Genomic DNA, 14,354 nt, shown 5'->3' on the forward strand with positions numbered 1-14,354 from the left:
TCACAGCCTCACTTCAAGGAGAAAGATCATGGCCAACATTTCAAGCGCGGGCACCTTCCAACTGGGCGACCGCACGGTGAAGCGACTAGGCTACGGCGCCATGCAACTTGCAGGTCCGGGCGTCTTCGGACCTCCCAAGAATCGCGCTCAAGCGATTGACGTGCTTCGCACCGCCATCGAAGCAGGCGTCGACCACATCGACACCAGCGATTTCTACGGCCCGCACATTACCAACCAGATCATCCGCGAGGCCCTTCATCCCTATCCGGACGGGCTGACCATTGTCACGAAAGTGTCCGCCAGGCGTGGGCCGAATGCGGAATGGCTTCCGGCAATGTCACGAGAGGAACTCAGATCGGCCGTTCATGACAACCTGCGCAACCTGGGCCTGGAGGTCATCGACGTCGTGAACTTCCGTTCTATGCTCGATATCTATGGACCCGCAGAAGGCTCGATAGAGGAACAGGTCACTGTGCTGGCCGAGCTCCAGCAGCAGGGCCTCATCCGCCACATCGGGCTTTCCAACGTGACTGCCAAGCAGGTAACCGACAGCCGCAAGATCTGCGACATCGTCTGCGTGCAGAACATGTACAACATCGCCAACCGGACGGATGATGCCATGATCGATATGTTGGCTGACGAAGGCATCGCCTACGTGCCGTTCTTCCCGCTCGGTGGCTTTTCCCCACTGCAGTCTGCGACCCTCAATGAGGTCGCGGCCCGACTTGGGGCAACTCCCATGCAGGTGGCGCTCGCCTGGCTTCTGCAGCGCGCGCCAAACATCCTGCTGATCCCGGGCACGTCGTCGGTCGCGCACCTGCAGGAGAACCTTGCGGCCGCCGAACTCCAGCTGTCACAGGAGGTCGTGGCGGAACTAGACCGCATCGCCGCAGCCGTCTGAACAATTAGGGTGGGGCCGCTTTTGCGGCCCCCTTCTAGGCTTAAACGTAGCGGTTGACGACGTTCTCCAGATATTCCTGGCGGCCGGAACGTGGCTCCGGATTGATGTTTTCCCGCTCCACCATCGCTGCGATGTCGTCGAGCTTGTATTCGCCGCGCAGCATCTTCTGCGCCTCGGGGCTGTCCCAGCCGGCGTAGCGCTCCTCAAGCGGCTTCGACAGCGCGCCGTCTTCGATCATTCTGGCTGCCGCCTTCAGGCCACGGGCGCAGCAATCCATGCCGCCGATATGGCCGATGAGCAGATCCTGCGGATCGAGCGACTGGCGGCGCAGCTTGGCGTCGAAGTTGGTGCCGCCGTTGCGGAAGCCACCCCCCTGCAGGATGTGATAATAGGCGAGCGCCATTTCCGGCACGTTGTTGGGGAACTGGTCGGTGTCCCAGCCCGACTGGTAGTCGTTGCGGTTCATGTCGATCGAGCCGAAAATGCCGAAGGCGTTCGCCATGGCAATCTCGTGCTCGAAGGAATGGCCGGCGAGGATGGCGTGGCCCTGCTCGATGTTGACCTTCACTTCCTTCTCCAGCCCATGCTTCTGCAGGAAGGCGTAAACGGTCGCGACGTCGTAGTCGTATTGGTGCTTGGTCGGCTCCTGCGGCTTTGGCTCGATCAGGATCGTGCCCCCGAAGCCGATCTTGTATTTGTACTCGACCACGAGGTTGAGGAAGCGGCCCATCTGGTCGAGCTCGCGCGAAAGGTCGGTGTTGAGCAAGGTTTCGTAACCTTCGCGGCCACCCCAAAGGACATAGTTCACGCCGCCGAGGCGCTTGGTTGCGTCCAGGCATGTCTTCACTGTCGCCGCAGAGAAGGCGAAGACATCCGGATCCGGATTGGTCGAGGCGCCGCCCATGAAACGACGATGCGAGAAGAGGTTCGCCGTCCCCCAGAGGAGCTTCACGCCCGTCTCGGCCTGCTTCTTCTCGAAATAGTCGACGATCTCGTTGAGGTTATTCGTGTTCTCGGCAAAGGAATTGCCTTCCGGACGCACATCCGCATCGTGGAAGCAGTAGAAGGGGGCGCCGAGCAGCTGGTAGAATTCGAAGGCGACATCCGCCTTCATCTTCGCCGCCTGCATGGTGTCCTCGAACCAGGGGCGCTGGAAGGTCTGGCCGCCGAAGGGATCCCCGCCCGGCCATGTGAAGGTGTGCCAGTAGGCGACGGCAAACCGCAGATGGTCCTCCATCCGCTTGCCGGCGACGATCTCGTCCGGATTGTAGTGGCGGAAGGCCAGCGGGTTGGTGCTGTCGGGGCCTTCATACTTGATCTTCTGGATGTCTCCAAAAAAGCCTGTGCTCATGTGTTCCTCCTGGGAGCCTGATCTGTCTTAGTGCGTGAGGGAGCGGATCGCCGGATAGGCGGCGCGGTAACGTGCGTAGGCAGCCTCGTAGGCCTGCGTGAGCGACGAGACGGGATCGACCGTCTCAGCCGTCCTGGGCGGCTGGAAGACCGCGATGGGGTCGGCGCCCGTTGCAGCGATAAGGCCAAGCCGGGCCGCGCCGAAGGCGGCGCCGAAGTCCCCGTCCGCCGGAATATCCACGGCAACGCCAAGCGAGGTTGCGATCGAGGCGAGCCAGTAGCGCGAGCGCGAGCCGCCGCCGATGGCGGTCACGCGGGAGATCGAGGTACCGGCGGATTTCAGCGCCTCAAGGTTGTCGCGAATGGCGAAGGTCACGCCTTCGATCACCGCCTGCGTCAACACGGCACGCTCCGATTCGTGACCGAGGCCGATGAAGGCGCCGCGGATCTGCGCGTCGTTGTGCGGCGTGCGTTCGCCGGAGAGGTAGGGCAGGAAGGTGACGCCCGTTGGCGCCTTCAGCGTCTCGCCAAGCTCCGAAGTGAGTTCGGCAGCACTCTTGCCCGTGACATGCGAATGCCAGTTCAGTGCATCGGTAGCAGAAAGGATGACGCCCATCTGGTGCCAGGTGTTCGGCAGCGCGTGGCAGAAGGCATGCACCGCACTTTCCGGCTTCGGCAGGTAGGAGCCGTTGGCGGCGAAGAGCACGCCGGAGGTGCCGAGCGACACGAAGGCTTGACCTTCCGCAACGGTGCCCATGCCGCAGGCGGATGCTGCATTGTCCCCTGCCCCGCCGGCTACGACGACGCCATCACTCATGCCCCACTGCGAGGCGAGTTCGCCGCGCAGGGTCCCCCCCTGCTCCGTTCCCTCGACCAGCGAAGGCATGTGATCTTCGGAGAGATCCGTCGCAGCAAGCAGTTCAGCCGACCATTTCCGCGCACCGGTGTCGAGCCAGGAAGTGCCGGCAGAATCCGACATCTCGGAGATATGCTCGCCCGTCAGCCACAGGCGGAGATAGTCCTTCGGCAGCAGCACCTTCGCAACCTTCGCGAATATCTCACGCTCGTTGTTCTTCACCCAGACGAGCTTGGGCGCCGTGAAACCCGGGAAGACGATGTTGCCCGTAACGCTGCGGAAGCGCGGATCGGCATCGAGTTTCGCGGCCTCCTCGTAGGAGCGCGTATCGTTCCAGAGGATGCAGGGCCGCAGAACCTTGTTGTCTACGTCAAGCAGGGTTGCCCCATGCATCTGGCCGGAAAGCCCGATGCCCTTCACCGCCGCAAGCTCCTTCGGGAACTTCGCCTTCAAGCCGGCAACCGCCTCTTCCGTCGCGCGTATCCAGTGTGCCGGATCCTGCTCCGACCAGCCCGGGTGCGGACGCGAAACGTCGAGCGCTCCGCTGGCCGAACCGATGATGCGCTGATCGCCGTCGATCAGCATCGCCTTGACGCCTGACGTTCCGAGATCGAGACCGAGATACATGCCGTTTCCTTCCTTCCGCCTCAGGGCAGGTTGTCCTTGAGGAAAATATCTATGCGGATCCGCTCCTGGGCGGCGAGCACCGGCAAGCCGTCGGCCTTCGCCTTCAGCACGCGAATGGCGCTGCGCACCTCATGGCCTGCATCCTGGTTGAGAACCGCGTCGATGGTGCCGTCGAGAAGCGCCTCGCGGGTCGAGTGGGTGAGCTCATGGGCGATCACCGCCGGCCGCTTCTCCGGCGCCACCTCGCGAAGCGCGCGGATGAGGCCACGATTGCCGGCACCCAGGCTGTATATTCCGTTCAGCCCCACGTGACGGCGAAGCGCCCCCCGCACCAGCGCCTCTGCAGCGGCTGCATCGTCGCGCGCCTCCATGACGGGGAGGATCGCGACCTGCGGAAAATCCTCCGACAGGACAGAAAGGAAGCCTTCGAGCCGCTCGCGGTGGTCGCGGACCATCATCGACCCGGCGAGCACGCCGACATGGCCATCCACCTTGCTGAGGAAGCGCCCCATGAGATTGGCCGCGGTGCGTCCTGCCGCGATGTTGTCGATGCCCGCATAATGATGGCGGGCGGAGCCGCTGAGGTCGGAAACCACCGTTACGACTGCGATACCGGCCTCCGCAAGCTTCTCCACCGCCGCCCGCACGCCCGGCTCGTCGATGGCGACCAGAGCCACGCCGTCGGGCGGTGCGGAACCGACCGCCTCAAGCGCCGCAACAAGCGCCGGGGCATCGAACGCGGGAACCCGGACGATGTCGATGCGCGTGCGCTCCACCGGCGAACGCTGCATGGCCGCCTCAACCTCCCGCCCCAGGCCGATCATGAAAGAATTGTCGTTCGACGGCAGGATGAAGGTGAAGCGATATGTCCTGCCCTTGGCGAGGTTGGCCGCGGCGAGATCACGAACATAGCCGAGCGACGCGATCGCCTTCTCCACCTTCTCGCGCGTGACGCCGCGTACCCCCGGCCGGCCGTTCAGGACACGATCGACCGTGGCAAGGCTGACGCCCGCGATGCGCGCAATGTCATGGACCGTCGGCTTCATACGTCCTCCCGCCATCGTGGTAGCGTAATTCTTGAGGTACGTAAATCAGAAATGTTCCAGAGTTGCGGCGTGCGACAATCTGGGCGGACCGTCGACCTGCAGGATGCCGCTAGTGGCCGGCGCCACCACCCGCCTGGCCGGAAGGCTTGGCGATCAGCATGACCAGCAGGATCAGGCTTGCGAAGAGCGCTGTCAACGCGGTGAACACGTCGATGAACGACAACAGCCAGGATTGCTGCGTCACCATGCCGGACAGCTTCTGCAGCGCGACGGCGGCACCATCGAGCCCGAAGCTGTCATAGTTTGCCCCGACGCTGCCGAGCCAGTCGATCGCCGCAGGATTGGAATAGCTCAGATGTTCCGAAAGCCGCGCGTAGTGCTCGTCTGAACGCTGGGTGAGCATGGTATTGATGATGGCGAGGCCGACTGCGCCACCGAGATTGCGGGTCAGGTTGAAGAGGCCCGAGGCGTTGCCGATGCGTGCGGGCGGAAGTGTTCCCAGGGCAATGTTGTTGATCGGCACCATGCACAGCATCATCGAGCAGCCACGCAGGATCTGCGGGATCAGCAGTTCGTAGAAGTCCCAGTCGCCCGTCAGCCCGGTCATCATGTAGGTGCCGAGCGCAAAGCCGAAGAAGCCGATCGCCATCATCACCCGCGGGTCGAGGCGGTTGGAGAGCATGCCGGCAACCGGCGCGGTGAGGAACATGGCGAGCCCGGAAACGAACATCGTCTCGCCGATCATCAGCGAGTCATAGCCCCGGATGCGGCCGAGATAGAGAGGATAGAGATAGGTCAGCCCGTAGAGCCCGATCCCCATGACGAAGGAGAACAGCGAGCCGAAGGCGAAGTTGCGATTGGCGAAGGCCTTCAGGTCGACCACGGGAAAATCCACCCTGAAGGCGCGCCAGAAGAAGACGACCGCCCCGGCAACCATCACCAGTGTACCGGCGAGGATATGCTCGTCGTTGAACCAGTCCTTGTTGTTGCCCTCTTCGAGCACGTACTCGAGCGAACCCAGGAACAAGGCCATCGAAAGCAGACCCCACCAGTCGAACTTCTTCCACAGGCTTTTCTGCGGCTGGTCGAAATCGATCATGCTCCAGGCAACGGCCGTCACCAGAATGCCCGGGATGATGTTGACAAGGAAGAGCCAGTGCCAGGAGAAGGCATGGCTGAGATAGCCGCCGACCGTCGGGCCGATGGTTGGTGCCAGCGTCGCGACCAGACCGATGATCGGCGAGACGATCGCGCGCTTCGATGGCGGGAAGATGGTGAACGCCGCCGCAAAGACCGACGGGATCATGCCACCGCCGATGAACCCCTGGATCGCGCGGTAGACGATCATCTGGTCGATGCTGGTTGCAGTCGCGCACAGGCCGCTGGCGATCGTGAAGCCGGCGGCGCAGATGCTGAACAGGACCCGCGTCGACAGGATGCGGGCGAGCGTTCCCGACAGCGGGATCATGATGACCTCGGCGATCAGATACGAGGTCTGCACCCATGCGACTTCATCGGAGCCCGCCCCGAGCCCGGCCTGGATCTCGGCGAGTGACGCGGAGACGATCTGGATGTCGAGGATCGACATGAACATGCCGAAGACCATCGCAAAGAAGGCGATGAGCTTGCGCTTGTCCATGGGCTGATCGGCAGGAATGGCACCCGCCGTTGCGGCCGCTGTTGCCATGGCCGTTCTCCTTGAAGAGGCTCGAGTGGTCTGCCGTCAGTCGGCGGCAGCCAAGGCATCGCCTGATGGGGCGGTGCGGGTGTCGACATCGACCACGACGCTCAGGCCTGCCCGCAGGCGCCCTTGCGCCAGCGCCTCCTCCGGAAGTGCGATGCGAACCGGCACCCGCTGAACCACCTTCGTGAAGTTGCCCGTGGCGTTTTCCGCCGGGAGCATGGAGAAGACCGAGCCGGATGCCGGGGCAAGCGAGGTGACCGTCCCGACCAGATCGTGCTCCTCGAAGGCATCGACATGGACGCGCACCTTGGAGCCGGGTTCGAGATTGCCGATCTGCGTTTCCTTGAAATTCGCCTCGACATAAAGTTCGGTGAGCGGGACAAGGGCCGCCAGCCGCTTGCCGGTCGAGACGAGATCGCCGGTCTGGACCGCGAGGTTGCCGATCACGCCGTCATAGGGCGCCTTCAGAACCGTAAAGTCGAGATCGCGTTGGGCCTGGTCGCGCGCCAGTTCCTGCGCACGGATGCTGTTCAGGGCTTCGTCGCGTTGCGCCCGCAGGAGCCCGATATTGGCCTCTGCAGAGGCGACGCTGGCTTCACCGGCGACAAGATTGGCGCGTGCCTGGTCGAGGGCCACCCGCGCATTGTCGAGGTCCGCTGCCGTACCGATCGACTTCGACGCCAGTTCGCCCGCGCGTCGCTCGGTGATCTCCGCGCCACGCAATGCTGCTTCAAGGGCGCCACGCTGCGCCTCCGCCTGCTTCAACGCGGCCTCTGCACCGACGATCTGTGCGTCGATCCGCTTCACGGCGAGCCTGGCGCTTTCGATCGCGTTGGTCGCCCGCTCCAGTGCGATCTGGTAATCCCGCCCATCGAGCGTCACGAGCGGATCGCCTGCCTTCACCTGCTGGTTCTCGACCACATTCACCTTCTCGACGTAGCCGGCGACCTTGGGCGAGACGATTGCGATGTCCGCTTCGATATAGGCGTCGTCCGTCGAGATCAGGAAGCGACCGTCCGTCCACCAGCCATAACCATACCAGCCAGTCCCGGCCAACAATGCCGCAAGGATCAGGGGAAGGACCGGGCTACGGCGCTTCTTCTTTTCCGGAGCGCGTACCTGCTCGGCTGCCGGCGGCGCCGATGCCGCGTCGCCCGCCTTGCCTTGTTCGGCTTCGCCGTCTGTCGCTACGGCACGAAGTGCACTTGCAGAGGAGGATGCGGTCATGAAAGTTACCACTGTTGCACTGGTTGATCGAACCGATCGGTTCAGTGAACTTGACATAGATCGTGTCGCTGCGCATATCAAGGTCAAATCGAACCGATTGGTTCGGAAAGTTAAGAAGAACTGAGATGACCGAGGAAAAAACGGAAGAACGTTGTTCGATCCCCCACCAGCAGGGCCGCTTCGCTGCGGGCGCGGATCCTGCCAAGCGTGGGCAGATTATCGAAGGCGCAAAGCGTGTGTTCATGAGGCTGGGCTTTGACGCCGCGAGCATGAACGATATCACCCGCGAAGCAGGCGTCTCTAAGGGCACGATCTATGTTTATTTCGAGAACAAGGAAGACCTCTTCGGCGCAATCATCGAGCAGGAACGCCAGCGCATCACGCTCATGCTGAAGGATATCCTGGCTGGCAGCGAGGAAGTGGAGGACGGCCTCTACCGCTTCGGCATGGGATTCGCGACGCACATCACCGCGCCGCAGACCATCAACGCCATGCGGACCCTGATCGGTGTGACGACGCGGATGCCGAAGCTGTGCAGCCGCTTTTTCCACTCCCCGGCGAACGTCCGCACGGTCCTGGAAGACTTCATCAAGCGCCACGTCGCGCTGGGTAATCTGGAGGTGGAGGATACCGATCTGGCGGCCCGGCAGTTCATCGAGCTTGCCAGCGGCACCTTCTTCAAGTTGCGCCTCTTCGGCGATCTGGACGACGTTCCGCCGGAGTCTGATCTCGACCGAACAGTCAGGAGTGCGATCCGCATGTTCATGGCGGCCTATGGCCGATCCGGCTCCACCGCCGGCAAGGTTTGAGAGAACAGCGGCATCACCTGCCGCTGCTCCTCTTGCCTTTGCGTCCCGACAGCTTAAATCGCAGATGAAATTCACGCCGATTTGAGGGGCTTAACGTGCAGGATATAATGGGGCTTATTCAGGACCCGACAGCTTGGGTCGCGCTAGTGACGCTCGTCGTCATGGAAGTCGTGCTCGGCATCGACAACCTCATCTTCATTTCGATTCTCACCAACAAGTTGCCCCAGGAGAACCGCGAAAGGGCGCGCAAGATTGGTATCGGTCTTGCGCTGGTGATGCGGCTTGCGCTTTTGGGCACCGTCGCCTGGATCGTCCAGCTGACCAACCCCCTTTTCGAAGCCTTCGGCCACCCCTTCTCCTGGAAAGACCTGATCCTCATCGCCGGCGGCCTCTTCCTCGTCTGGAAAGCGACACGGGAAATCCACCATTCGGTGGACCCGGTGGATCACAAGGAGGACATGGTCGGTGGCGCTGCATCGATCACCTTCGGCTCCGCCATCACCCAGATCCTTCTTCTCGACCTGGTCTTCTCGGTGGACAGCATCATTACCGCGGTAGGCATGACACCTCACCTGCCGATCATGATCATCGCCGTCATTGCGGCGGTCACGGTCATGCTGATCGCCGCAACGCCCCTGGCGAATTTCATCGAGAAGAATCCCACGATCGTCATGCTGGCACTGGGCTTCCTGCTGATGATAGGTACCACGCTAATCGCCGAGGGCATGGGCTTCCATGTGCCGAAGGGATACATCTACGCGGCAATGGCCTTTTCGGCGCTCGTGGAGGTTCTCAACATGTTTGCCCGCAATGCGCGGCGGCGGAAGAAGGCGGAAACGACGCTCCACTGACTGTATCTCTTGGCCCGGCTTAGTCCGGGCCATTTTTATTTTCATGTCCGGGGATACCTTCTCGCGCTCCCGGTGTTATGGATACCTCGCGGTGCGGCGTCTCTTCCAGACGACGCACTTCACCTTATTTCCGGGGTCATATGTCGACTGATCAGATACTCGCCTTCACCGTCATCGGCGTGATGATGGCCGTCTTCATCTGGGACAGATTCCGCTATGACATCGTCGCCTGCTGCGCCCTCGTTGCCGCAGTGGCGGTGGGAATCGTCCCCATAGAGGAGGCCTTCTCCGGATTTTCCGACGACATCGTCATCATCGTCGGCAGCGCGCTGGTGGTGAGTGCGGCGGTCGCTCGCTCCGGCATAGTCGATATCGCCATCAAGAAGTTCTTCCCGAACCTCAACTCGGTACGGGCTCAGCTGGCGCTGCTGATGATCGTCGTCGCCGTGATGTCCGCCTTTATCAAGAACATCGGCGCCCTAGCCATCATGATGCCGGTCGCATTCCAGTTTTCCAGGCGTTCGGGCGTTTCCCCCTCCAAGTACCTAATGCCGATGGCTTTTTCGGCGCTGCTCGGCGGCCTGATGACGCAAATCGGCACCTCGCCCAACATCGTCGTCTCGCAGCTCCGCGCCGACCTCACCGGCACCCCGTTCACGATGTTCGACTTCACCCCGGTCGGCGTAATCCTGACGCTGGTGGGCGTGACCTTCCTCATGTTCTTCCACTGGCTGGTACCGTCCCGTACCAAGCAGAACAGTTCGATCGAAGATGCGGTGGAGATCGCCAACTACACGTCCGAAGCAACGGTCCCGGCCCAGTCCCCGATTGCGGGCAGGCCCTTGAGCGAACTGCTGAAGCTGGGCGATGGCGAGGTACTGGCGACCGCTGTCCTCCGCGGCACGACGCGCATGTCGCCGTTCCCCGACCTTGCGCTCCGCGAGTTCGACACTCTGATCCTGGAAGGTCGCTCAGCAGCGATCGACCGCGTCGTGTCCAGCGCCAAGCTTCAGCTGTCCGGCAAGCCACTGAAGGGCAAGGGCCAGCAGCGCGACGACCTGGTCTCTATCGAGGCCATCATCTCGCGGGAATCGCCGCTGTCTGGTCTTTCGGCGAGAGAACTTGCCCTTTCCTATACCCGCGGCGTCAACCTTCTGGCGGTCAGCCGTCGCGGGCAGCGCTTGAGCGAACGCCTGCGAGATCTGACGCTGATTGCAGGCGACGTGATCGTGCTGCAGGGAAATCGCAACGCACTGCCCGGCGTGATGCAGGACTTCGCCCTTTTGCCGCTGGCCCAGCGGGAGGTGATGCTGGGCACGCAGCGGCGAGCCTTCATCCCGCTCGCCATTCTCGCTGCCGCAATGATTGCCACGGCAGTGGGCTGGGCGCCCGTCGCGGTCGCCTTCTTCGCAGCCGCCCTCGGCATGGCTGTGTTCCGCGCCATTCCCTTGACCGATGTCTACAAGGCTGTCGACGGCCCGATCCTCGTCATGCTGGCGGCGCTGATCCCGGTTTCGGACACCTTGCGGACATCCGGCGCGAGTGAGCTGATCGCCGCCTGGCTGGGGCAGATTGCCGGCGGCATGCCCGCCTATGCGGCATTGATGATGATCCTGCTGACGGCGATGGGCGTGACGCCCTTCCTGAACAATGCGGCCACGGTGCTGGTCATGGGGCCGATCGCGGCCAGTTTCGCAACCGCCCTGCAATACAAGCCGGAAGCATTCCTGATGGCTGTCGCGATCGGTGCGGGCTGCGACTTCCTCACGCCGGTCGGACACCAGTGCAACACGCTGGTCATGGGTCCGGGGGGCTACAAGTTCAGCGACTATCCGCGGCTTGGCCTCCCGCTATCCATCATCATCGTGATCGTCAGCGTTCCGGTGCTGCTCTGGATCTGGCCGGTAAGCTAGCTTCGGCCCAAGTCTTGACGCTCGGGTCCGAATATGCGCTAAGGCCCAGCAATCCCGAGACACGCAGGTCCGCGCCGCATCCGGCGCCAAATCGAGCATTATCCATGAGCACTTCCGGTCCCCGCGTCCGCATCGCCCCCTCGCCGACCGGCGAGCCGCATGTCGGCACCGCCTATATTGCCCTCTTCAACTATCTCTTTGCCAAGAAGCACGGCGGCGAGTTCATCCTGCGCATTGAGGACACGGATGCGACGCGCTCCACGCTGGAATTCGAGCAGAAGGTTCTGGACGCGTTGAAGTGGACGGGCCTCACCTGGTCGGAAGGTCCGGATGTAGGGGGCGCTTACGGCCCTTACCGCCAGTCCGAACGCAAGGCGATGTACCAGCCTTATGGCCAGGAGCTGCTCGACAAGGGCCACGCCTTCCGCTGCTTCTGCACGCCCGAACGGCTTGAGCAGATGCGCGAGGCGCAGCGCGCTGCCGGCAAGCCGCCGAAGTATGACGGGCTCTGCCTCAACCTGAAGGCCGAGGAAGTGACCGCCCGCATGGAAGCCGGCGAAGCCTCCGTCATCCGCATGAAGATCCCGACTGAGGGTTCCTGCGACTTCACCGACGGCGTCTACGGCGATGTTTCGATCCCGTGGGACTCGGTCGACATGCAGGTGCTGATCAAGGCCGACGGCATGCCGACCTACCATATGGCGAACGTCATCGACGACCATCTGATGAAGATCACCCATGTGGCGCGCGGCGAGGAATGGCTGGCGTCGGTTCCAAAGCACATCCTGCTCTACCGCTACTTCGGTTGGCAGGAGCCCGTATGGATGCACCTGTCGCTGATGCGCAACGCCGACAAGTCGAAGCTGTCGAAGCGCAAGAACCCGACCTCGATCTCCTACTATTCGGCACTCGGTTACCTTCCGGAAGCCTTGATGAACTTCCTCGGCCTGTTCTTCATCCAGATTGCCGAGGGCGAGGAACTGCTTTCCATGGAGGAACTGATCGAGAAGTTCGATCCGGACAACCTCTCCAAGGCCGGCGCCATCTTCGACATCCAGAAGCTCGATTGGCTGAACGGTCGCTGGCTCCGCGAGAAGCTGACGCCGGAGGAGTTCATCTCCCGCACCCTTGACTGGGCATCGGAGAACGAGCGGCTGACCGAAGGTCTGAAGCTGTCGCAGAGCCGCATTTCCAAGCTTGGCGAACTGCCGAACCTGGCTGGCTTCCTGCTCGCCAACGACGTCGGCCTGACGCCCGCATCCTTCTCGGGGCTGAAGACCAGCCCGGCGGAGACGCTGGAGATCATCAATACGGTCCAGGCGGACCTCGAGAAGATCCTCGAATGGAACATCGAGACGATCGACCAGGAACTGCGCAATGTCGCCGACAAGCTGGGCAAGAAGCTGCGCGTCGTCACCCCGCCGCTCTTCGTTGCCATGTCGGGCTCGTCGCGCTCTCTGCCGCTCTTCGATTCCATGGCGCTCCTCGGCCGTTCGGTCGTGCGCCAGCGCCTGAAGATCGCCGCCACGGTGGTGGCTTCCATGGTCGGCGCACAATAAACAAGGAAGGTCCCGCAGAATGGCCGATACCAACAACGAAACCACCCTCTCCTCCGACGCCACGCAAGTTCGCGCCCAGAAGCTGAAGCTGTTGCGCGAGAAGATCGGCGACGTCTATCCGGCGCATTTTCACCGGACGATGACCAATGCGGATCTGGCGGAGAGATACGAGAACCTCGAGGCGGACGTGGAGACGCAGGACGTCGTGACTGTGGCGGGCCGCGTCTACTCCATGCGCAATTCCGGCATGTTCATCGACCTGCGCGACGCCTCCGGCAAGATCCAGATCTTCAGCCACAAGGATACGACGCCCGAGAAGGCGCGCGACATGCTGCCGATGATCGACCTCGGCGACATCATCGGTGTCACAGGTGTCGTCCGCCGCACCAAGCGCGGTGAACTGACGATCAACGCGCAAGAGATCACCATGCTGACCAAGTCTCTCCTGCCCATGCCGGAGAAGTATCATGGTCTCGCCGACATCGAGATGCGCTACCGCAAGCGCCACCTAGACATCCTGTCGAACGAGGAGTCCAAGCTTCGCTTCCAGCAGCGCAGCCGGATCCTGTCCGGGATCCGTCGCTTCATGGAAGACGACGGCTTCATGGAAGTCGAGACGCCAATGCTCCAGTCGATCTACGGCGGCGCAACGGCCGAACCCTTCAAGACTCACCACAACACGCTGAAGCTCGACATGTACCTGCGCATCGCGCCGGAACTCTTCCTCAAGCGCACGCTGGTCTCCGGCCTGTCCGACAAGGTCTTCGAGGTGAACCGGAACTTCCGCAATGAAGGCGTGTCCACGCGGCACAATCCCGAGTTCACCATGATGGAGTGCTACTGGGCCTATGCCGATTACGAGGACATGATGGATCTCGTCGAGCGCCTGTTCGCGCGGCTGGCGATGACCATCCATGGCTCCACGGAATTCAAGTACGGAGACAAGGAGCTATCCTTCAAGGGACCGTTCCGCCGCGTTCCCATGCCGGACGCCGTCAAGGAGGCAACCGGCATCGACTTCCTGGCGATCAAGACCGACGAGGAGGCACGCGCGGCCGCCAAGGCTGCCGGCTTCGAGGTGGAGAAGGACTGGACCTGGGGCGAATGCCTCGCCTTCATCTTCGAGGAGAAGGTGGAAGCAACGCTGATCCAGCCGGCCCACGTGACCCACTTCCCGAAGGACATCTCGCCCTTCGCCAAGGAAGTGCCGGGCGAGCCGCGCCTCGTCGAGCGCTTCGAGACCTATTGCAACACCTGGGAGATCGGCAACGCCTTCTCGGAACTGAACGATCCGGAAGAGCAGCGTGCCCGCATGGTCGAGCAGCTCGAGCAGGCCCATGCGCGCGGCGAGAAGGACAAGCAGCTGGACGACGAGTTCCTCGACGCCATCGATCAGGGCATGCCTCCGGCAGGCGGCCTCGGTATCGGAGTCGACCGTCTCATCATGCTGCTGACGGATGCTCCGTCGATCCGAGACGTGATCCTGTTCCCCGCGCAGCGGAGCAGGACGAACTGATCTCATGAAAAAGGC

General features: G+C 62.4%; 11 protein-coding genes. 6 read left to right on the top strand and 5 right to left on the bottom strand.

From position 1 onward, the window contains the following. Window positions 1–28: 28 nt before the first annotated feature. Window positions 29–901, top strand: a complete 873-nt coding sequence (locus FN060_RS05580) for an aldo/keto reductase family oxidoreductase (protein WP_142587236.1) — start codon at window positions 29–31, stop codon at window positions 899–901. A gap of 40 nt (window positions 902–941) precedes the next feature. On the opposite strand, the gene xylA is transcribed toward FN060_RS05580, so the two are convergent. The 5 genes from xylA to FN060_RS05605 all read right to left on the bottom strand — a co-directional run bounded on the left by xylA (window position 942) and on the right by FN060_RS05605 (window position 7,691). Beyond that, window positions 942–2,252 carry a xylose isomerase gene (xylA, locus tag FN060_RS05585; protein ID WP_142587237.1) on the bottom strand — a complete coding sequence of 437 codons (1,311 nt, stop codon included), beginning with the start codon at window positions 2,250–2,252 and terminating at the stop codon, window positions 942–944. A gap of 27 nt (window positions 2,253–2,279) precedes the next feature. Then, window positions 2,280–3,734 (bottom strand): xylulokinase, encoded by a 1,455-nt coding sequence (gene xylB / locus FN060_RS05590; protein ID WP_142587238.1) that lies wholly within the window; start codon window positions 3,732–3,734, stop codon window positions 2,280–2,282. Between the two features lie 20 nt (window positions 3,735–3,754). Further along, window positions 3,755–4,780: a LacI family DNA-binding transcriptional regulator gene (locus FN060_RS05595; protein WP_142587239.1), complete on the bottom strand. Its 1,026-nt coding sequence runs from the start codon at window positions 4,778–4,780 to the stop codon at window positions 3,755–3,757. Window positions 4,781–4,889: 109 nt separating this feature from the next. After that, on the bottom strand, window positions 4,890–6,467 hold the full coding sequence (locus FN060_RS05600; protein ID WP_142587240.1) for a DHA2 family efflux MFS transporter permease subunit: 1,578 nt from the start codon (window positions 6,465–6,467) through the stop codon (window positions 4,890–4,892). 36 nt (window positions 6,468–6,503) lie between these two features. After that, window positions 6,504–7,691 (bottom strand): HlyD family secretion protein, encoded by a 1,188-nt coding sequence (locus tag FN060_RS05605; protein ID WP_142587241.1) that lies wholly within the window; start codon window positions 7,689–7,691, stop codon window positions 6,504–6,506. A 125-nt stretch (window positions 7,692–7,816) separates the two neighbouring features. On the opposite strand from FN060_RS05605, the gene FN060_RS05610 reads away from it, so the two are divergent. From FN060_RS05610 to lysS, 5 genes are all read left to right on the top strand, one after another. Continuing rightward, window positions 7,817–8,500 carry a TetR/AcrR family transcriptional regulator gene (locus FN060_RS05610; RefSeq protein ID WP_142587242.1) on the top strand — a complete coding sequence of 228 codons (684 nt, stop codon included), beginning with the start codon at window positions 7,817–7,819 and terminating at the stop codon, window positions 8,498–8,500. Window positions 8,501–8,595: 95 nt separating this feature from the next. Beyond that, the gene (locus FN060_RS05615; protein ID WP_142587243.1) at window positions 8,596–9,351 is read left to right on the top strand and encodes a TerC family protein; all 756 of its coding nucleotides are present in this window, start codon (window positions 8,596–8,598) and stop codon (window positions 9,349–9,351) included. A gap of 140 nt (window positions 9,352–9,491) precedes the next feature. After that, window positions 9,492–11,264: an SLC13 family permease gene (locus tag FN060_RS05620; RefSeq protein WP_142587244.1), complete on the top strand. Its 1,773-nt coding sequence runs from the start codon at window positions 9,492–9,494 to the stop codon at window positions 11,262–11,264. Window positions 11,265–11,368: 104 nt separating this feature from the next. Next, window positions 11,369–12,823 carry a glutamate--tRNA ligase gene (gene gltX / locus FN060_RS05625; RefSeq protein WP_142587245.1) on the top strand — a complete coding sequence of 485 codons (1,455 nt, stop codon included), beginning with the start codon at window positions 11,369–11,371 and terminating at the stop codon, window positions 12,821–12,823. A 19-nt stretch (window positions 12,824–12,842) separates the two neighbouring features. Continuing rightward, on the top strand, window positions 12,843–14,339 hold the full coding sequence (lysS, locus tag FN060_RS05630) for a lysine--tRNA ligase (protein WP_142587246.1): 1,497 nt from the start codon (window positions 12,843–12,845) through the stop codon (window positions 14,337–14,339). The last annotated feature ends 15 nt before the right edge of the window (window positions 14,340–14,354 follow it).

This window comes from Pseudorhizobium halotolerans, from assembly GCF_902153235.2.
GTDB classification, from domain to species: domain Bacteria; phylum Pseudomonadota; class Alphaproteobacteria; order Rhizobiales; family Rhizobiaceae; genus Neorhizobium; species Neorhizobium flavum.